The 20,928-nt window shown below is 58.9% G+C and carries 14 protein-coding genes; 7 read left to right on the top strand and 7 right to left on the bottom strand.

Annotated elements, in window-relative coordinates:
• Positions 1-109 precede the first annotated feature (109 nt).
• Genes OC71_RS10455 through OC71_RS10435 form a run of 5 tightly spaced genes read left to right on the top strand, consistent with a single transcriptional unit; the run spans position 110 to position 8,444 of the window.
• On the top strand, positions 110-2,365 hold the full coding sequence (locus OC71_RS10455) for an EAL domain-containing protein (protein WP_041068314.1): 2,256 nt from the start codon (positions 110-112) through the stop codon (positions 2,363-2,365).
• Positions 2,365-4,236: a bifunctional diguanylate cyclase/phosphodiesterase gene (locus OC71_RS10450; RefSeq protein ID WP_041068312.1), complete on the top strand. Its 1,872-nt coding sequence runs from the start codon at positions 2,365-2,367 to the stop codon at positions 4,234-4,236. The genes OC71_RS10455 and OC71_RS10450 overlap by 1 nt, the downstream gene beginning before the upstream one ends.
• Positions 4,237-4,279: 43 nt before the next feature.
• A complete protein-coding gene (locus OC71_RS10445; RefSeq protein WP_041068310.1) occupies positions 4,280-5,233 on the top strand; it encodes a cytochrome-c peroxidase in 954 nt (317 codons plus the stop codon).
• Positions 5,230-7,044, top strand: a complete 1,815-nt coding sequence (locus tag OC71_RS10440) for a DAHL domain-containing protein (protein ID WP_041068308.1) — start codon at positions 5,230-5,232, stop codon at positions 7,042-7,044. The genes OC71_RS10445 and OC71_RS10440 overlap by 4 nt, the downstream gene beginning before the upstream one ends.
• On the top strand, positions 7,041-8,444 hold the full coding sequence (locus OC71_RS10435) for an ATP-binding protein (RefSeq protein WP_041068306.1): 1,404 nt from the start codon (positions 7,041-7,043) through the stop codon (positions 8,442-8,444). Before OC71_RS10440 ends, OC71_RS10435 begins: the two co-directional genes overlap by 4 nt.
• Positions 8,445-8,450: 6 nt before the next feature.
• Here the strand turns inward: OC71_RS10435 and OC71_RS10430 are convergent, their stop codons facing one another.
• Together OC71_RS10430 and OC71_RS10425 are read right to left on the bottom strand one after the other, a co-directional pair.
• Positions 8,451-9,776 carry an APC family permease gene (locus OC71_RS10430; protein ID WP_041068304.1) on the bottom strand — a complete coding sequence of 442 codons (1,326 nt, stop codon included), beginning with the start codon at positions 9,774-9,776 and terminating at the stop codon, positions 8,451-8,453.
• A gap of 184 nt (positions 9,777-9,960) precedes the next feature.
• A complete protein-coding gene (locus OC71_RS10425; protein WP_041068302.1) occupies positions 9,961-10,782 on the bottom strand; it encodes a carbon-nitrogen hydrolase family protein in 822 nt (273 codons plus the stop codon).
• A 124-nt stretch (positions 10,783-10,906) separates the two neighbouring features.
• Here OC71_RS10425 and OC71_RS10420 point away from each other — a divergent pair, with 124 nt between their 5' ends.
• Positions 10,907-11,707 carry a LuxR C-terminal-related transcriptional regulator gene (locus OC71_RS10420; protein ID WP_041068300.1) on the top strand — a complete coding sequence of 267 codons (801 nt, stop codon included), beginning with the start codon at positions 10,907-10,909 and terminating at the stop codon, positions 11,705-11,707.
• Between the two features lie 232 nt (positions 11,708-11,939).
• A complete protein-coding gene (locus OC71_RS10415) occupies positions 11,940-13,559 on the top strand; it encodes an FMN-binding glutamate synthase family protein (protein WP_041068296.1) in 1,620 nt (539 codons plus the stop codon).
• A 1-nt stretch (position 13,560) separates the two neighbouring features.
• Here the strand turns inward: OC71_RS10415 and OC71_RS10410 are convergent, their stop codons facing one another.
• From OC71_RS10410 to OC71_RS10390, 5 genes are all read right to left on the bottom strand, one after another.
• Complete coding sequence (locus tag OC71_RS10410) at positions 13,561-15,177, bottom strand: glycosyltransferase family 39 protein (protein WP_041068294.1); 1,617 nt, start codon at positions 15,175-15,177, stop codon at positions 13,561-13,563.
• The gene (locus OC71_RS10405) at positions 15,174-15,536 is read right to left on the bottom strand and encodes a GtrA family protein (protein WP_041068292.1); all 363 of its coding nucleotides are present in this window, start codon (positions 15,534-15,536) and stop codon (positions 15,174-15,176) included. Before OC71_RS10405 ends, OC71_RS10410 begins: the two co-directional genes overlap by 4 nt.
• A 114-nt stretch (positions 15,537-15,650) precedes the next feature.
• The gene (locus OC71_RS10400) at positions 15,651-17,156 is read right to left on the bottom strand and encodes a glucosyltransferase domain-containing protein (RefSeq protein WP_041068290.1); all 1,506 of its coding nucleotides are present in this window, start codon (positions 17,154-17,156) and stop codon (positions 15,651-15,653) included.
• Between the two features lie 100 nt (positions 17,157-17,256).
• Entirely contained in the window at positions 17,257-18,912 is a 1,656-nt protein-coding gene (locus tag OC71_RS10395) for a glycosyltransferase family 39 protein (RefSeq protein ID WP_052510591.1), read from the bottom strand.
• Between the two features lie 163 nt (positions 18,913-19,075).
• A complete protein-coding gene (locus OC71_RS10390) occupies positions 19,076-20,494 on the bottom strand; it encodes an amino acid permease (RefSeq protein ID WP_041068288.1) in 1,419 nt (472 codons plus the stop codon).
• Positions 20,495-20,928: the final 434 nt, after the last annotated feature.

Raw genomic sequence — 20,928 nt, 5'->3', positions numbered from 1 at the left:
CGACTATGCTGTACACGGCAAAGAACTCCATCGGCTTACAAAACAGGCAATGGCGAGGGAAAAGGATGCCCCGGATGATCACAACACGCCTTCCCGAGGAGGGCGCGGCATGAACCCGCCCACCGCGCCGATCAATCGCCGCGTGCTCATTGTCGACGACAGTCCGGCGATCCATGACGACTTTGCCAAGATTCTCAGCCCCGTCGTTCCCGGCGACGATGGCCTGGGCGAAACCGAGAACCTGTTGTTCGGCACCCCGTCTGTCCGGCACACCCCACACTTCGAGCTGGATTCGGCCTTTCAGGGCCAGGAAGCCCTGGAAAAACTCAAAGCCGCGCTGGCTGAAAACCGCCCCTACGCCATGGCCTTCATCGACATGCGCATGCCGCCAGGCTGGGATGGCCTGGAGACCATCGAACGGCTGTGGCAAGTCGACCCCAAACTGCAAGTCGCACTGTGCACGGCCTATTCCGACTACTCCTGGGAAGACATCGACCAACGCCTGGCACTGAACGACCGGCTCCTGATTCTGAAAAAGCCTTTCGACGCGATCGAGATTCGGCAGATGGCCAGCGCCCTCACGGTCAAATGGCAAATGACCAAAGACGCCGAGCTGAAAATGAGCCTGCTGGAGCACGCAGTGCAGGAGCGGACCCGGGAGCTGTCGGACGCCAACGTGATCGTGCAGAACAGTCCGACCATCCTTTACCGCTTGCGTGGCGAGCCCTCGTTCGCGCTGATGTATATCTCCCACAACATCACCCGCTACGGCCATGTCGCCGCCGACCTGGTGGGTTCGCCCGACTGGGCGAAGGTCCTGATTCACCCGGACGATCAGGCCAGCGTCGACGCGGCAATGGCCCGGGTACTGGATCGGCATGCGTCGGGCGCGTCCATCGAATTCCGCATGCGCACCGGCCAGGGCACCTGGCGCTGGGTGGAGAACCGCTACATCCCGGTACGCGATCAGGACGGCCGTCTGCTGGAAGTCGAAGGCATCATCCTCGACATCACTGAACGTCGCCAGGCCGAGGACAAACTGGCCTTGCTCGCCCGCTCCGATGGCCTGACGGGCCTGGCCAATCGCGCCACACTGATCGAACGCCTGCACCAGGCGTTTGCCGCTGCGCGACGCGGCGCGACGCCGTTTGCGGTGTTTTACCTGGATCTGGACCACTTCAAGCGGATCAATGACACGCTGGGTCACCCGGTTGGCGATCTGCTGCTGCAGGAGGTCGCCCGGCGCATCAAGTCCGGTGTCCGCGAAAGCGACGTGGTGGCGCGTCTGGGTGGCGATGAATTCGCGGTCCTGCAACTGGACGTCAGTGACCCGACCCAGTCGGCGGCGATGGCCGCCAACATCCGCGACGCGTTGCTGGCGCCGTATAACCTGGCCGGCAATGCACTGCACATTTCGGTGAGCATTGGCATCAGCAGTTACAGCGAGCTCAGTCTCGACGCCGACAGCCTGCTCGGGCAGGCCGACATGGCGCTGTACCGCGCCAAGGAAATGGGCCGCAACCAGTATCACTTCCACTCCGAGGACATCTCACGGGAAGTGGCCGAGCGCATGACCCTGGTCAGCGAATTGATAACCGCCCTTGAAGGCAATCAACTGCGGCTGCATTACGCACCGGAAGTTGATCTGCACAGCGGCAGGATTCTGGGCATGGAGGCACAAGTCCTCTGGCAGCATCCCCGGCGCGGCCTGCTGCCGGCAGCGGACTTTGTGCCGATCGCGGAGAAAACCGGCGCAATCATTCCGCTCGGACGCTGGGTGCTGGATCACGCCTGCCATCAGATGCATCTGTGGCGTAATCAAGGGGTGGCGCCGCCCGTGATGGCGATCAAGATTTCCCTGGCGCAACTCAAAAGCGGCCCGGAACTGATCTACACCGTGCTGCGCACCACCGCCCGATGGGAGCTCGCCCCCTGGGACCTGCGCTTCGATGTCACCGAGGCCACGCTGGCCCAGACCAAGTGGACGCACAACGACGCGTTGCCGCGCCTGCGTGAACTGGGCGTGACCATCGCCATCGATGATTTCGGCACCGAATATTCCTCGTTCGATTACCTGAAGACCTACCGGGTCAATCAGCTCAAACTGGCCCAGAGCGTCATCGACAATGCCGCTCACGATGTGGCCGGTGCCAACGCCTTGCGCGCCATCGTCAACTTCGCCCGGGACCTGGACATCGGCATCATCGCTGAAGGCCAGCCGTCGCCGGATCAGCCGTGCGCGCCACCTGCCGCAGCCCCGCTGCCCAGCGCGCGCGGATTGTATTTCAGCGCGGCGGTCAACGCCGAACAGGCCGGGCAATTGCTCAAGGACAGTGCTCACCCGGCACCGAAGGAGGACGAGTGATGAAAACGCCGTTCCCCCAGACCAACCGGCGCATCCTGATCATCGACGACACGCCGGCGATTCACGACGACTTTCGCAAGATCCTTGCCCCACAGGTTCAGGACGCCGTCGATCTGAATCAACTGGAACAGACGCTGTTCGGCACCCAGCAGACGCCGCACCTGAGCTTCCAGCTCGACTCTGCTTATCAGGGCCAGGAAGCTCTGGCTCTGGTCAAACAATCGCTGGTCAACGGCAACCCGTATGCCCTCGCCTTCATCGACATGCGCATGCCGCCCGGCTGGGATGGCCTGGAAACCATCGAACAATTATGGCGGGTCGATCCGAACCTGCAGATTGCCTTGTGCACCGCGTACAGCGACTACAGCTGGGAGGCGATGGCCGAACGGCTGGAGTTCGGCGACCAGTTGCTGATCCTGAAAAAGCCGTTCGACAGCCTGGAAATCCGCCAGATGGCCAACGCGCTGACCTGGAAGTGGCAGCTGGCGCAGGACGCGGCGCTGAAGATGCTCAGCCTCGAGCAGACCATCGAGGCGCGGGTGCACGAATTGCTCAAAGTCTCGCATCTGCTGCAATACGACAGCCTCACGGAGCTGCCCAACAGCACCCTGCTGGGCGATCGTCTGAGCCAGGCGATTGCGGTGTGCCGGCGCCATGACAAGCAACTGGTGGTGATGTTCCTCGGTCTGGATCGCTTCAAGCGCATCAACAATGCACTGGGCCATCCGGCGGGCGACGAGATGCTCAAACGGGTCGCCCGGCAACTGCTGTCCTGCGTACGTGATTCCGACTCGGTGTTTCGTTATGGCTCGGACGAGTTCGTGGTGATCCTTGGCGACATCATCCATCCCCAGCAAACCCACGGCCTCGCGGAAAAACTGCTGGCCGCCATTCGCCTGCCACAAGCGATTGCTGGCCACGACGTCAGCGTCACGGCCAGTCTGGGCATCAGCGTTTATCCCGCTGACGGCCTCGAAGCCATCGAGCTGATCAAGAAAGCCGAGACGGCGATGCGCAACGTCAAGGAGCACGGCCCTGACACCATTGGCTTCTTCATCGAAGCCATGAACCAGCACGCCCGGGAACAGCACAGCATCGAGTCGGGCATCCGCCGCGCGCTGCATGAGCACGAATTCGTCCTGCACTACCAACCGAAAATCGACTTGCGCACGGCCACAGTGGTCGGTGCCGAAGCGCTGATACGCTGGCAGAAACCGGGACACGGCTGGGTCTATCCTTCGGACTTCATCCCGGTGGCCGAGGACAGCGGTCTGATCGTGCCGCTGAGCAAATGGGTGCTGGCTGAGGCCTGTCGTCAGACCCGCGACTGGCAAGTCGCCGGACTGCCGCCGATCCGCATGTCGGTCAATACTTCGCCGATCGATTTTCGTCAGCGTGACTTCGTCGCCGGCATCGAGCGCGTGCTTGAGCAGACGGGCCTGGCCCCAGACTGCCTGGAGCTGGAAATCACCGAAGGCGTGCTGATGCAAAACGTCGAGGCGACGATGACCGCGCTCAAGCGCCTGACAACGCTGGGCACGCGCCTGGCCATCGATGACTTCGGCACCGGCTATTCCAGCCTGAGTTACCTGCGGCGGTTTCCCATCGATGTGCTGAAGATCGACCAGTCGTTCATTCGCAACCTGTGCAACGACCCCAACGATGCCGCACTGGTGAGCGCCATCATCCATCTGGGCAAGAGTCTGGGGCTGAACGTCATTGCCGAGGGTATTGAAACCGCCGAACAACTGGCCTTTCTCAAGGCGCATCACTGCGAGGAAGGTCAGGGCTACTTTTTCAGCAAGGCCCTGCCGGCAGACGCGTTTGCGCGCTTGCTGGCCGGCAGCGAACCCACGCCGTGGGCGATTTGATCAACACGCTGAAAACGGTCCTGAGTCAGGGAGACGATTGCCGATGAGTCTTTTCCACCACGCCATCGTGTTGCTGCTCTGCGGGCTCTGCGCCGGGGCCAGTGCCGAGCCGCTGGACGAGCCGCTCAAACCGTTGCCCGCGGTGCCGCAGCAGGACGTCCGCCGCGTGGAACTGGGTCGGCGCCTGTTCCATGAACCACGGTTATCGATCAACAACACGCTGTCCTGTGCCAGCTGCCACCAACTGGACAAGAACGGTGCCGACAGCCGCGCTCTGTCGCTGGGCTTCGACGGTAAACCGGTGGCGGTCAACACGCCGACCGTGTTCAACGCCGCCCTCAATTTCCGCCAGTTCTGGGACGGCCGTGTCGAAACGCTGGAGGAACAAAGCAACGTCGTCATCACCAGTCCCCATGAAATGGGCAGCGACTGGCGCACGGTTATCGAGCGGATCTCGAACGACCCCGACTACCGTCGCGACTTTGCCGCCACCTACCCGGACGGCGTGACCCAGGCCAATGTCCAGCAGGCGCTGGCCAGTTTCGAACGTACTTTGCTGACGCCCGGTTCGCGCTTCGATCAATACCTGTTGGGCAACACCGACATCCTCACCCTTGAGGAAAAGTACGGCTACCAGCGCTTCAAGGAATACGGCTGCATCGCCTGCCATCAAGGGGTGAACATCGGCGGCAACATGTTCCAGAAGTTTGGCGTGTTCGGCGATTACATTGCCGATCGCGGCAACCCGACCGTGGCTGATCAAGGCCGCTTCAACGTCACCCGGGACGAAGCGGATCGTGAATTTTTCAAAGTGCCGAGCCTGCGCAACGTCGCGCTGACCGCGCCCTACTTTCACGACGGCTCGGCGGACACCCTCGAAAAGGCGGTGGATGTGATGTTCCAGTATCAGTTGGGACGCACGCCGACCGAAGAGGACAAACGGCTGATCATTCTGTTTCTCGAGACCCTGACCGGCCAAAGGGAAGGCAAGCCATGATCAACATCTCCCGTCGGCGCAGTCTGCTGTTGCTCACGCTGGTCGCTCTGGTGCTGGCTTCGATACTGCTGTTTCTGTACTTCAAGTCCAGCTCCGACCAGACCATGACCTATACCGAGTCGCGGGATCTGATCCGGCAGATCAAACAGCAGAATTCGCTGTGGGAAAACGAGATCCTCAAGGCGCGAGTGGCGCTCACCCACAATTATGATCCGCTGGTGTCACCCATGACCGAGATGAACCGGCTCTGGGCGCGCTTCGACGCGATCGAGGCCAGGCATGGCCGCAACGACTCGGCGCAATGGAACGACGCCCACGAGGGTTTTCTGCAGGCGATGCAGGAGAAGATCCGCCTGGTCGAACAGTTCAAATCGCACAACGCACTGTTGCGCAATTCCCTGGCCTTTTTGCCCACCGCCGAAGACGACATTCAGGAGCAACTCGCCAACCTGTCGGACCTGGATAAATTACAGCTGCAAAACATCACCACCGACACCTACGACCTGCTGCTCAGTGCCCTGGAGTTCGCCCAGGTCACTTCCGACGACAGGGCCGCCGACATCGAGGTCGGCCTGAACAAACTGAAGGTCAATGCGCAACGGCTGCCGCCGGCGTTTGAAACCCCGATCAAAATCATGAGCAACCACATCAGCCTGATCGCGCGCGAGCAGCCGCTGGTCAATCAGTTGCTCGAAAGCATCGAAAACATTCCCGTGGCCGAGCGCCTGGACACCCTCACCACCCTGCTCGATCGCGATCAACAGCGCGCCGATCGGGTCGACCGCCAATACCACTTCTACCTGCTGCTGTTTTCGGTGTTGCTGATGCTCTCGCTGGTGTGGCTGGCGATCCGCCTGATCGGCAGTTTCGCCGAGATCAATCGGGTCAACACGGCCCTGCAAACGGCCAACGATGCCCTGGAGCAACGGGTCGAGGAACGCACCCGCGAACTCAGGGACGCCCAGAGCGAACTGCTCGACGCGGCGCGTCAGGCCGGCATGGCGGAAATCGCCACCAACGTGCTGCACAACGTCGGCAACGTGCTCAACAGCGTGAACATCTCCAGCGACCTGATCACGCGCAAGCTGCGCAACAGCAAGACCCAGGGCCTGGGCAAGGCCATGCAGTTGATCAACGAACACCCGCATGACCTCGGCGCCTTTCTGTGCGAAGACCCCAAGGGCAAATTGCTTCCCGGTTACCTCAATCAGCTGGTGGGTGCGATTGCCCAGGAACAGCAGGAAATGGTCGACGAACTGAACCAGATGAACAAAAGCGTCGATCACATCAAGGACATCGTCGCCACCCAGCAGTCCTACGCCGGCGCCAACAGCATGACTGAACCGCTGTTCATCAATGAATTGCTCGAAGACGCCTTGCGCATGAACGCCGGAGCGCTGACCCGACACCACGTCACGGTGGTCAGAGAGTATGCCGAGGTGCCGCAGGTGATGGGCGATAAACACCGTTTGCTGCTGATCCTGATCAACCTCATCAGCAACGCCAAATACGCCATGTCCGACCTCAGCAACCGCCCTCGCACCATGACGCTGGCGGTAAAAATCGTCGATGACAGCTTCCTCGAAATCAGCGTCAAGGACGATGGCGAAGGCATTGCGCCGGAAAACATGACGCGGATCTTTGCCCACGGCTTCACCACCCGCAAGGAAGGCCACGGCTTCGGTCTGCACAGCTGCGCCCTGGCGGCCATCGAGATGAACGGGCACCTCACCGCGCACAGCGACGGACCGGGCAAAGGTGCGCTGTTCACCTTGCAGATTCCCCTGATCAGCGTCACGGAGAACGCATGAGCGAGCTGTCGAACCGCCGTATTCTGCTGATCGACGACATGCCGTCGATTCATGAAGACTTCCGCAAGATTCTCGCGCCACCGGCGGCGCAGTCAGTGGAACTGGACGAGATGGAGGCGGCGTTGTTTGGTGCACAGGTGCGCGCCGAACGTCCGCCGTTCGAGCTGGACTCGGCCTACGGCGGCGAGGAAGGCCTGGGCAAACTGATGCAGGCCTTGCACGAACAACGCCCCTACGCACTGGCCTTCGTCGACATGCGCATGCCCGACGGCTGGGACGGCGCGAAAACCATCGAACACCTTTGGCAACAGGATCCGCTGTTGCAGGTGGTGGTCTGCACAGCCTACTCGGATTACTCCTGGGATGAACTGCTCGAACGGCTGCAGGCGCATGACCGATTACTGATTCTGAAAAAGCCGTTCGACAACATTGAAGTGCAACAAATGGCCAACACCCTGCTGACCAAATGGCAGATGACCGAACGCGCTTCCTTGCAGATGCATCACCTGGAACATCTGGTCGATCAGCGCACCGCCCAGTTCAAGCAGGCCAGCGAAGCTCTGCAGCGCGAAATCGATGAACGCAAGCAACTGGAAAGTCAGCTGGTGCAGTCGGAAAAGCTCGCTTCACTGGGGCAAATGGCGGCTGGCGTGGCCCATGAAATCAACAACCCGATCGGCTTCATCTCCTCCAACCTCGGCACCCTCGACGGCTACTTCAATCAGTTGCTCAGCGTACTCGATGCCTGGCAGACGCTGGGCGCCACGCCAGACAGCGAATCCGTGGCCCGGCTTGAGCAGCTGCGCAAAGACGCCGATCTGGATTTTCTGCTCGAAGACATTCCGGTACTGATCCGCGAATCCAAGGAAGGCATTGGCCGGGTCGGACAGATCGTCAAGGATCTGAAGGATTTCTCCCGGGTCGATACCCATCAGCAATGGCAGTGGGCGAATCTGCAGCAAGGCATCGAGTCGACCCTGAATATTGTCGCCAGCGAACTCAAGTACAAGGCTGACCTGATCAAGGAGTATCAGCCGCTGCCGGACATCGAGTGCCTGCCGTCACAAATCAATCAGGTGATCATGAACCTGGTGGTCAACGCGGCTCAGGCCATGGGCCCCGAGCGCGGCACCATCACCTTGCGCACCGGGCAACAGCAGGACACGGCCTGGGTGGAAGTCGAGGACACCGGCGCCGGGATTGCGCCGGACATCCTGCAGAAAATCTTCGATCCGTTTTTCACCACCAAACCGGTTGGCCAGGGCACCGGGCTGGGCCTGTCCCTGTCCTACGGCATTGTCAAAAAACACGGTGGTGATATTTCAGTCCGCAGCGAACCGGGGGTGGGCACGACCTTCCGCGTCGAGTTGCCGATGCGTCAGAGCCGGCCCGCGGCCTGAGGCGCCTCAGGTCGCTTCCTGAAAATCCATCTCCGGCGGCTGCCGCCGAAAGCCGCCAGTGAGCACCGCCAGATACACCACGCCAATCGTCAGCCAGCTCAAGCCCAGATACACCGCCAGATGATCAAGGCTGACCATCAGCCACACGTCCGCCAGCAGCCCGATGAACGGGAAGACCAGAAACAGCACCAGCTCACGCGGGCCTTTTTTCTCGCCACCGATCCAGTAATGAAAAATCACCGACAGGTTGACCAGGCTGAACGCCAGGAACGCACCGAAGTTGATGAACGAGGTTGACGTGGTCACATCGAGTTTCAGTGCCAGCAACGCCACGACCGCACACAGCAGGATGCTGTTGACCGGCGTGCCGAAGCGCGCATGCAAGGTGCCGAAAAACGACTTGGGCAACACGCCATCGCGCCCCATGGCAAACAGCAAGCGCGAACCGCTGGCCTGAGCCGACAGCCCCGAAGCGAACTGGCCGACGATCAGGCCGATGAGGAAGATCGAGACGAACAGGTCGCCGCCGATGTTGCGTGCGATTTCATAGGCCGCCGAGTCGACGCTGTCGAACTGGAATGACGGGTGGGCAATCTGCACGAAGTACGACACGCCGACGAAGATCAGCCCGCCGATCAAGGTGATCAACATGATCGCCCGTGGAATGGTGCGGCGTGGGTCGCGGGTTTCTTCGGTCAGCGTACTGACCGCGTCGAAGCCGAGGAACGAATAACAGGCAATCGCCGCGCCGCTCATGATCAGCGGCATTTGCATGTCACCGTTGAAGAACGGTTTGATCGACCACAACGGCGTGCGCGCATCACCGCCGACGTAGTGCACACACAGCGCGACGAAGGCGATCAGCACCAGAAATTGCACCAGCATCAGCAAGGCGTTGATACCGTTGGCCAGTTTCAGGCCAACGATGTTGATCGCGCTGGTGATGCCGATGAACGCCAGTACCCAGATCCACTGCGGGATCGACGGGAATGCCGAAGCAAGGTACGCCGCGCCGATCAGCCAGATCGCCATCGGCAGAAACAGGTAATCGAGCAACACCGCCCAACCGGCGATGAAGCCGAGCCTGGGGCTGATCGCCTTGCGCACGTAGCTGTAGGCGGAACCGGCAACCGGGAACGCGGCGGCCATGCGCCCGTAACTCATAGCGGTGAAGAACATCGCCACCAGTGCTGCCAGGTACGCTGCCGGGACCATGCCGGCGGTGGATTGCGCGAGGATGCCAAAGGTGCCGAGGACAATGATCGGCGTCATGTAGGCGATGCCGAACAGCACCACCGACCCTAATGACAGGGTGCGTTGCAAACGAGCCATGGGCGACTTACTCCGAATGTTATTGGATTTATGGCAGAGCCGAGTTCGGCGAATGTTTCGGGTGTGGCTTTGTTTTTTTGGGTGAGTCAGATGAATCGATAAAAGATCGCAGCCTTCGGCAGCTCCTACAGGAGTACGCAGTGCAATGGTGTAGGAGCTGCCGAAGGCTGCGATCTTTTGATCTTCAGCGCGCAGGAATCAGCAACTCACGCAATCCGCACGCGTGCTCCACCACCTCCCCCGGCAGCTTCAACCGCTGATCATCCAGATAGCGGTAATCCTGGCGCGCGACCTGCAACCGGTCGAAATCCAGCTCGACGCTGAACGTCCCTTCTTCGCGCCCCGCCTCGAACAGCAACGTCCCCAGCGGATCGACCAGCGCACTGCCGCCGGCAAACATCAAGCCGTCATCCCCGGCCTCAACGCGATTGACCATCAGCGCAAACGCCTGATTTTCCTGAGCACGGGCCATGATCGCGGTGCGGTGAGTCGGGGCGTACGGGTCCATGTTGCCGTTGGTCACGATCAGCAACTCGGCGCCCAGTTGCGCCAACGCGCGGGCGGACTCCGGGAACTCGATGTCGTAGCAGATCAGCAGGCCGACGCGCACACCGTTCCACTCGCAGGTGGCGTAGCGGTCGCCGGCCTCGAACACGCCGCGATCCGACGCCCAGAGGTGGGTCTTGCGGTATTTGAGGGCGATGCCTTCGGGGGTGATCAGCAACGTGGTGTTGTAGAAGCGACCGTTGTCGTTCTCAGCCATGCCGATCACCACGGCGAGGTTGCGCTCGCGGGCAGCGGCCAGCACCGCGCGGACGGTCGGGCCATCCAGCGGCTCGGCGATCTGTGCCACGGTGTCAGCCGTCGGGAAGCCCATCAGGTGGGTTTCCGGGAATACGATCAGTTGCGTGTCGGCACCGCACGCGGCAATCGCCGCGAGGGCGCGTTCGAGGTTGTATGCGGTGCCATTGTCACGGCCCGCCAGTTGGGCGAGTTCGACTTTCATTGCGAGTCCTTGTGGTCAGGGCCGGGCGCTGAAAGATTGCCCGGTGGCTGTCTGTGGGCCAGTATGCGCAGCAAGCAACCGGCAGGGAATCACGCGGCCGGGGTAACCCGATAGGGGTAGATTCATGACCGTTTCGTTTGATGACATCACTTGGCACCGCGCCGTCGGGCAGTTGATCGACGCACTGGACAAGCCGAATTTCTGGGCACAACTGGTGCGTCTGCTCGACCAGTACGTGGCGTTCGATAGCTGGGTGGTGTTGCTGTTCAGTGCCGATCAGCACCCGCAAGTGTTCGCCGAATGCCCCGCCGAGGACGGCAGTCCCGACCCGCTGTTTCAGGATTATCTGCGCGGTTTGTATCTGCTTGATCCGTTCTACATCGCCTGCCGCGAGCAGTCGCGCACCGGGCTGTATCGCCTGTCGGAGGTGGCGCCGGAGCATTTCGAGCTGACCGAGTATTACCAGCGATACTTTCGTCTGAATGTGGTCGCCGACGAAATCCAGTTCAATTGCCAGCTCGAAGGCGAACGCACGCTGTGCCTGTCGCTGGGCAGTGAACAACGTTTCACTGGCGAACAGATCGCTTTGCTGTCATTGATCCAGCCGTGGGTGCTGGGTCTGTTGCGCCAGCGCCTGCCGTACGAAATCAACGAAACCGTGGCCCTCGCTGCCGCGCCTGCACCGGCCGACTGGCGGGTGCAACTGGAAGCGTCGGTGCAGCAACTCAAGGGTGCGCAACTGACTGCCCGGGAGCTGGATGTCGGGCGTTTGATGCTCAGCGGTTGCTCCAGTAAAGAAATCGCCCGTAAGCTGGAAATCTCCGTCGAAACCGTGAAAGTCCATAAGAAACACATGTACAGCAAGCTGGGGATCAAATCCCAGTCGGAGCTGTTTTCGATTTTTCTCCAGGCGCAGAACGCCTGAAAAGCCTTGGCATGCAGGAGACATCTGAAGCTTGGAATTCCTTGTGGCGAGGGAGCTTGCTCCCGCTCGACTGCGCAGCAGTCGCAAAACCTGGACACGCGATGCATCAGACAGACCGTGATGGCCAGGTTTGGGGCTGCTGCGCAACCCAGCGGGAGCAAGCTCCCTCGCCACAAGAACAAGCCAGTCTGCGCGCCATGGGTAATCATTGAGTCCGAACCAAGGAAACCGTATGAGCCTGTCACTCCTGAGCCGCTACGCCTTCTTTGCCGTCTGCGTGATCTTCACCCTCGCCAGCCTGCCCTTTCTCGAACACGACTGGCTGTGGCCGATCACCGCCGTCACCGGCGTGCTGAGCCTGCTCGGTCTGTTCGACCTGCTGCAGAGCCCGCACGCGGTGCGCCGCAACTACCCGATCCTGGGCAACATCCGCTATCTGGTCGAAGGCATCCGCCCGGAGATCCGTCAGTACCTGCTTGAATCCGACAGCGACGCCCTGCCCTTCTCCCGCGCCCAGCGCTCGCTGGTCTATTCGCGGGCGAAGAACGAAACCGCCGACAAACCCTTCGGCACGTTGATCGACGTCTATCAATCGGGCTTCGAATTCATCGGCCACTCGATGCGCCCGGCGCCATTGAGCGACCCGAGCAGTTTCCGCGTCACCGTCGGCGGCCCGCAATGCACGCAGCCGTATTCGGCGTCGGTGTTCAACATTTCGGCCATGAGCTTCGGCTCGCTCAGCGCCAACGCCATCCGCGCGTTGAACCAGGGCGCCAAACTCGGCAACTTCGCCCACGACACCGGCGAAGGCAGCATCAGCCCGTATCACCGCGAACACGGCGGCGACTTGACCTGGGAACTGGGCAGCGGTTATTTCGGCTGCCGTACCAGCGATGGCCGTTTCGACCCGGAACGCTTCGCCGCCCAGGCGCAGAATCCGCAGGTGCGGATGATCGAAATCAAGATGAGCCAGGGCGCCAAACCCGGCCACGGCGGGATCTTGCCCAAGCACAAAGTTACCCAGGAAATCGCCGACACCCGCGGCATCCTGATGGGCGAAGACTGCGTTTCGCCGTCACGCCACAGCGCGTTTTCCACGCCGATCGAAATGATGCAGTTCATCCAGCAACTGCGTGAGCTGTCCGGCGGCAAACCGGTGGGTTTCAAGTTCTGCCTCGGGCATCCGTGGGAATTCATGGGCATCGCCAAGGCCATGCTGGAAACCGGCATCCTGCCGGACTTTATCGTGGTCGACGGCAAGGAAGGCGGTACCGGCGCCGCGCCGGTCGAATTCACCGACCACATCGGCGTGCCGATGCGCGAAGGCCTGCTGTTCGTGCACAACACCCTGGTCGGCCTGAACCTGCGCGACAAGATCAAACTCGGCGCCAGCGGCAAGATCGTCAGCGCCTTCGACATCGCCAGCGTGCTGGCCATCGGCGCCGACTGGGCCAACTCGGCGCGCGGCTTCATGTTCGCCATCGGCTGCATCCAGTCGCAAAGCTGCCACACCAACAAATGCCCGACCGGCGTCGCCACCCAGGATGCCCTGCGTCAACGCGCCCTCGTCGTCCCGGACAAGGCCCAGCGCGTCTACAACTTCCACCGCAACACGCTCAAGGCACTGGCAGAAATGCTCGCCGCCGCCGGCCTCGAGCATCCGTCGCAACTGTCGGCCAAGCACCTGGTGCGGCGTATGTCGGCGACCGAGATCAAGCTGTTCTCGCAGCTGCATGTGTTTCTGAAACCGGGGGAATTGCTCACCGGAGAAGTGAATGGCGAGTTTTATTCGCGGATGTGGCAGATGGCGCGGGCGGACAGTTTTGAGGCGCAGGAAGTGGCTGCTGCGTAGATTACTGAATAGCGTCAGCCATAATTGAAGGCTGACGCTTTTCATTTGACGATGCGAATATATTGAAAAGCCGCAGATTAAGGTTGCCGAAGTCCCATCTACCTTTCTGAACCCAGTTGTTCGGAAACTCGATACTTTCATCCATGTTTGAGCCCGAATGGCCGCTAACCCACCAAACCCTTTGTGATTCATTTGAAAGCTTGCTCAGGCTGAACAAAAAAACCTCATCACGTACAGGATCGAGTAACGAAAGAAAACCGAAGCCTGTCGGGCGAGAGGCAGTGTCATGTACCCAGCTTCGCTCAAATAACATCGGTTGCCGATCAGAAAAACCATACGCCTCCAAGGAGTAATACCAGAGTGTTCCTTCAACGACTATCTTATCCCCCGAGGCAATGGAACTTTTCAACTTCCTACCCAACTTTTCCATTGGGAAATCCTGCGGAGAACGTGAATAATTCAAGTCATCTACTTGTTGATAAACACTCAAGACACCCGGAACCTCTACCAACAACATCAAAGCCAAAACAGCCACCATATAACGCCAGTTCGAACAAGCTATTGCAACAGCAACTATCATCGGCACCGCCATTGAGCAAAAGGCCAGATAGCGAATCGTTATCATGGGAACCACAAATGAAATACTCATAGCAACAATCATGGGCGTCCATAGGTACGATACGACCAGCATGCAAAGCGAAAATTGGTTCTTATCCCGATAAACAACAAACCAAGACAGCGACAGAACTAAAAACGTCAATAGCCAACAACCCAGAACATCACTTACGTGCACGTTCTGCAGCGTGAAAAAGGCCCAAAATAATGACGGAATCGTTTGATAGGACACGGGGGCTATCCAAGCGAACAGGCCATTCTGGCCGATAAGATTAACCGTTGATAGCAGGTGCAGAAGACTAAAAGCCCAAGGAACATACGATATGGCAATAAAAAGATTTGCCCACCACCATAGAGGATGCAGGACGTATTTATGCCCACGAGTGCTTCTGACACTCAAAAAAAACAGATACACCCAGCTTGATGCAATCGCCAACGCAGCAAAATAATGCGTATATATCGCCAGTACCGAGAAAAAAACATACCAAAAGAGATATTTTTTACGATCTGGATTAGTGACCCACGCTGTCAGCGCCAGCAAGGATGCAAGTAATAAAAATGAGAGAAGCGCGTACATTCTGGCTTCTTGACTATAACGAATAGCGATGGGCAAAAATGCAGTGAGTAGGCCACATACAATACCGGCTCTCGGCCCGGCTATAGCTCCTACAACATAGACACTACAAATAACGGCCATACTCCCCGCAACGGCACTCAGTGCACGCGCAGCGTATGGACTATCACCCCATATCAAAAACCAGACATGCAAAACGTAATAATAAAAGGGAGGGTGGACATCACGACCTGTGTAGTACCAGATCTGGTCAACCGACATGGAACCAAGACGTAGGCTGAATGCCTCATCCAGCCAGAAAAACGGGCGTTCCAAAGCGTAGAAACGCAAGGACATTGCGAGCAGCAAAACCGCCATCAGCGCAAGCCGGTCGATCATCACGGATGTCTGAGGTTTGGTAGAAAAAGAAGTTGTCAGCAACGGTTTCATGTCTGTTTTCTCCAGAACAGCACAAACCGGAAAAAGCAGTACCCCAACACCAGGTTCAGTGCGGTAAACACCGTGACCGTCAGCAGACCATTCCAGTCACGCGCATCGGCAATCCTGCCGATACCAAAACTCGCGCCCCCCATCAGACCAACAAACAGCAAGTAGCCGAATACCGGCGTCTTGCTGTCGAAGGTGTAGAGCATATTCACGTAAAACGAGAACGCCGCCGCCACGCAGAATGCGGCGAAGTTACTGGCTGCCTGGGTCAACCCGATGGCGCTGCACAGGACGAAAAAAATCTGCCAGTGGATAAGTGCATCAGCGATGCCAATCACTGTCAGCGCAGGAAATCCTTTCATTACGGTTCCTTGCCATGGCTTGGTCCGGCTGACTTTCGAAGCTAGGGCAAGGCGCTTGAGTGGTCTACTGTCAGAAATTACAGGTGCGGGGTGGATTGCGACGGACGGTCAGGGTTACCACTGCAGCAACCTGCCGTGAGGCGGTTCCTTCATGACGATGAAACCGTAATCGCCAATCAGGTAAATCCGGTAATACAGGCTGTCCACCAACGCAGGAAAACCCTGATAACCAACGCGCGTGGCGTTACGCCGTTCGCGTTCGGCGACCACGTTGGTGATGCCTGCCGACGGCAGATTTTCCGCGAGGATGAAGTAGTCGATGTTCAGCAAATAGCGCAGTACCGGTAACTGTTTGAATGTGCCCGTCGCACTCGCCAGCCAGCGGTCGGAGTAAGTGACCGACATGTAAATCCGCTTGGCGTCGCGCAATTCGCGATGGGAAGAAATGTCGTGACTGAGGCTGTAGAGAGCGCTGCTGGCGAAGGTTTTTTCCATCGTCAGTACCCGCCCGTAAGCGAAGGACAGCGACAGCGTGGCCAGAAGCGGAATCGCCAACAACAGGGGCAGCCGCGAGTGCAGCGACTTCAATTCGATAGAGGCCAGATAGAACAGCAACATCAACAGCACGCCGAACCCCATCAGGGTTCGCGCACCTTCGTTGAAGTCGCGAAACAACAGTGTCATTCCCGGCACCAGCAGCACAAGCAGTGGCAAGGTCAGCAGGCAGCCAACGCTCAGGAGCAGGCCCTTTGCGGGTGGTTCCCGGCACAGGCGAATCTGCCGTCCCATCCGCACACCACCGAACAATGCACAAAAAAGTAACACGACGAACACTGCCGTGTAGCCACTGTGAAACAGCAGCGCCACCTTCTCCATGACCCGGCCAAGATTGATGCCGATCTGCAGCAGTGGATAAGCACTGAAGTCGAGCAATTCGGTGCGTGTTGAATCCGTGAACGGATAGGCCGTGACTGCGTAGATCGAAATACCCAGCACCAGTTGCGCCAGCTTCCAGCCCGCCAGCCTCCAGAGCTCTGCCCAAGGCAGGCGCAGATGAACAGCCCTGAGCAATTCCACACAGCACAGCCCGAGAAACACATTGAGGCTGATCTGATACAGCCCGATCGCCAGCGCCAGCAACACCGAAGCCACCAACCATCGTTGTATCCGGGAAGTGCCGCCAAACGTGATCGCATAAATCACAGCGACCAGGCTCAGCGCCATGCCGGCTCCGTCGTATTGATAGGACAGGTTCTGCAACAGGAACGGGTTGTACCAGAGCGGCAAAGGCACCAGACAACAGGCCAGGGTCGGTTCGGGAAAATAGTGAAAGGTCATTCGGGTCAGAGCCAGTGACATGGCCAGCGTGGCGAGTAACATCGTCAGTGGAGAAATGTTCGGCGCAGCGCCAGTGAACGTCAGCGCTTTATACAGCCAGTCCATGAACAAGCGCCCCTGCCCGGCCCACACGTTGCCGGCAGCCAAAGTGCGCCAGTTGTCGTCGATGTAGGGGAAGTCGGCGAGGAGCAGCGGCAGGATGTACAGCGTCGTGGCGAACAGGAAAAACAGTACGACCTGACGCTGACTTAGCTCTCGATCGAAAAATGCACTCGCCCTCATGTCGACGCCTCTGCTCACATCTACACAGAACTCCATGCAATCCCGGGGACCATGGATTGCCTAAAAATTGGAGTTTGCTGTCACGACGGAGTTGTCGACATCAGGGTGTTTCAGACTGACGGTCAAGAGCCAGGCCATTTTCCCCCGACCTTGGACAGCGGTTGTCCGTCACGCCCCGTCGAGCAGAGTCTGGAGCCTGGATGGCATACAGATGCAGTTTCATCTCGCCAGCGTCTTCTACCAGCAGACACTGCCAACTTTCGGGTATGCGCTTGTCGAAGCCTGATGAAGGCCCGGAAGACACCCACCACACTCTCTTTACGGAGGCAGGTAATGTGGACAGATCTTCAAGAAACAGTCTGTCGCGGTCCCGATAGATCAGGGTGGAAGAGCCATAGCCATTGGGACGATTTGCATGAGAGTTGTCCCACGGTGGCTCATACAACAATGGCTGGAGACCGAGCCGGCTGTAATAGGCAACGCTGTAATACCAGTACCCGTTATTGACGATGATCGAATCACCGGGGATCGACCGCTCGTTGATACTGGCAACGACTTGATCCAATGGATGCAGCGTGGCATTGCGTGGGTCATCCAGATCGTCCTGTTGGGTGTACACGATACTCAGGCCGAGGCATTCAAGACCGAGAATCACCACCACCACAGCACCTCCCGAAATCGGGTTTCGGCTGACGAGCCTTTCTACCGTCATGGCGAGCAGCATCATCAGACCAATCGCCGCAAAAGCCATGTAACGTTCAACGAAAATCGACAATTTGAACGACACCAGGAACGCCGCAAGGACGGGAAAAAAGCTGTAGAGAAAAACTAGCTGGCCGACTCGCAGCCGACTGCGATCCGCGAATACCACCCACAATGACGACATCACGACCAGCACCGGGAGCAACAGATAAACCGGCGTGAAGAGTTCGGTGTGGCTGCGCAACGTTAAAAACCGCCAGATAGCCGATGGCAAGGTGTACATGGTCGGATCGGGAATCCAGAAGATTTCACCGCCGGCCCTGAAGGCCTCATTGTGTACGATCACTTCATCTGCCAGGACCATCAGCCAGGGAACGCAGGCCATTGCGGTAATCAGCCAGGCGCCCCAGATCCTCGCCCGAGAGAGCACATGTAATGTTTTATCACCCTGAAACCTCAGGGCGACGAGGTAAATGAAATGCGCCCCTACACACAGAATCGCCAGATAGTGAGTAAGCAATGCAGAAATCAGCAGCAGTATGTAACCTAACAGGTAGCGGTCCCGAGCACTTCTGAGCCAATACACCAGCGCAATAGTTGCCCCCAGCAACCAGACCGCTTCCAACGAATACATCCGAACCTCCTGGCTGTAACGCACAGAGATCGGCAGCAATGCCATGAACAGGCCTGCCAGGAGCGCTTGCCGCGCCGTACCGATCAAACACATCAACCACATTCCCAATGCCACAGCCAACACACCTGATACCGCGCTCATGGTGCGAAGTGCCAGCACACTGTCGCCAAAAACCTGGATCCAGATATGGAGCAGCAAATAATAAAGAGGTGGATGAACATCGTGCCCTGTGTGAAACAGGATCGCTGCGGGAGACTGAACACTGATCAACGCGCTGAAGGCTTCATCCGTCCAGAAATACGGGAGGTTGATGTCATTTAAACGAACGACAGTCGCCAGGATCAGAATCAACAAGGCCACGGCCCACAACCCTCGTGCCTCCAGTGCGGCACTCTTCATTTCCTTGTTGGAGGATTGCATACAGACTTCCTGTGTGTATGGCAGCAGATATCCAACACGCTAATCCCATTTTTAGAACCTGGTCTACTGTTAGAACTAACAGTCAGAGCGATGCATTAAGGTCTCTGAAACGCAAAAGCCCCGGCCAATCGACCGGGGCTTTCAGGTTTCAGCAGTGGCTCATTTACGACGCCGAACGCACCGCGCCCTGGGACGCACCGCTCGGTTGCAACTTGAACACGTAGAACAACACCGTCAGCAGCACCAGGAACGCCGGCCCCACGTACAGTGCCACGCGGGTGTCCGGGAAGTACGCCATCAGACCGACCACCAGCACCAGGAACGCCAGCGCGAAATAAGAGCTGACCGGGTACAGCCACATTTTGTATTTCAGGCCGGCACGTTCGCTGGCGCTCAAACCTTTGCGGAATTTCAGTTGCGCCAGCAGGATCATGACCCAGGTCCAGATCGCGCCGAAGGTGGCAATCGACGTCACCCAGACGAAGACTTTCTCCGGCACCAGGTAGTTGAGCAGCACACCGATCAGCAGCGCGAAAATCGACAGAAGCAGTGCCCGGCGTGGCACGCCGTTGGAAGTCTTGGCGAAACCGGCCGGGGCCTGACCGTTCTGCGCCAGGCTGTAGAGCATGCGCCCGGTGCTGAAGATGCCGCCGTTGCACGACGACAGTGCCGCCGTGATCACCACGAAGTTGATGATGCCGGCAGCGGTCTTGATGCCCAGACGCTCGAAGGTCATCACGAACGGGCTGCCTTGAGTGCCGATTTCGTTCCACGGGTAGATCGACAGGATCACAAACAACGCGCCCACGTAGAACAGCAGAATGCGCCAGAACACCGAGCCGATTGCATCGGGAATGGTCTTCTGCGGGTTCTTCGCTTCACCGGCGGTCAGGCCGATCATCTCGACACCGAGGTAGGCGAACATGACCATTTGCAGAGACATCAGTACACCGGTCACGCCGTTGGGCATGAAGCCGCCATGGGCCCACAGGTTGGAAATCCCCAGCGCCACGCCGTCGTTGCCGAACCCGAAGGCAATGATGCCGACGCCGCCGATGACCATGGCGATGATGGTGACGATCTTGATCAGGGCGAACCAGAACTCGAATTCACCGAAGGCCTTTACCGCGATCAGGTTGATCGAACCCATGCTGACCAGCGCCGCCAGGGCCCAGATCCAGCGCGGCACATCGGGGAACCAGATGCCCATGTACACGGCGACCGCCGTGATTTCCGCGACGCAGGTCACCAGCCACAGGAACCAGTAGTTCCAGCCGGTGAGAAAGCCCGCGAGCGGGCCGAGGTAGTCCTGGGCATAGCGGCTGAACGAACCGGCCACCGGGTTGTGCACGGCCATCTCGCCGAGGGCGCGCATGATCACCAGGATCGCCAGGCCGCCGAGAATGTAGGAGAGCATGATCGCCGGACCGGCCATTTCAATGGCCTTGGCCGAACCCAGGAACAGGCCGACACCGATACAGGCGCCGAGCGCCATCAGGCGGATATGCCGTTCACCGAGTTCGCGTTTGAGCGGACCGCCGTGAGCGGTCTCGCCATGGGGCAGGTGATTGCCGACTGGCATAGGGATACAACCTCGTCTTGTTATTGGATATGACCACCGAGTGGCGAAGCGTCGACCGATAGGCCTGAACTTCCCGAAACCGCGCCGGCCTCGTGGGCAAACGCGTCTCGCAGGTCCCGACCTGCAAGATCAGCGGGGCGTGCAGTATAAAAAGCTTGTGACAGGGCTTTTCACTCTATAAGCAACAACATTCAGCGGGAAATCTCGGCATTCCGCCGGTTTACGGAGAGGCATTACCTGGACTCCGTAGGATTTTTCCCCACTAAAAAGGCCGGCGAGTATTGCACAGCATTGGTGCACCGTCATGCCCCTGTGTTGGTGGTATTGCGTAGGTGATAGCTCTAGCACAGCTGTTTCGATGTGCTTGGCTGTCTATTCCCCTGTGGCGAGGGAGCTTGCTCCCGCTCGGCGGCGAAGCCGTCGTATTACCGCGC

The sequence above is a fragment of the Pseudomonas sp. W15Feb9B genome (assembly GCF_000828175.1).
Taxonomy (GTDB): domain Bacteria; phylum Pseudomonadota; class Gammaproteobacteria; order Pseudomonadales; family Pseudomonadaceae; genus Aquipseudomonas; species Aquipseudomonas parakoreensis.
This window is presented reverse-complemented; position numbering and strand designations above follow the sequence as displayed.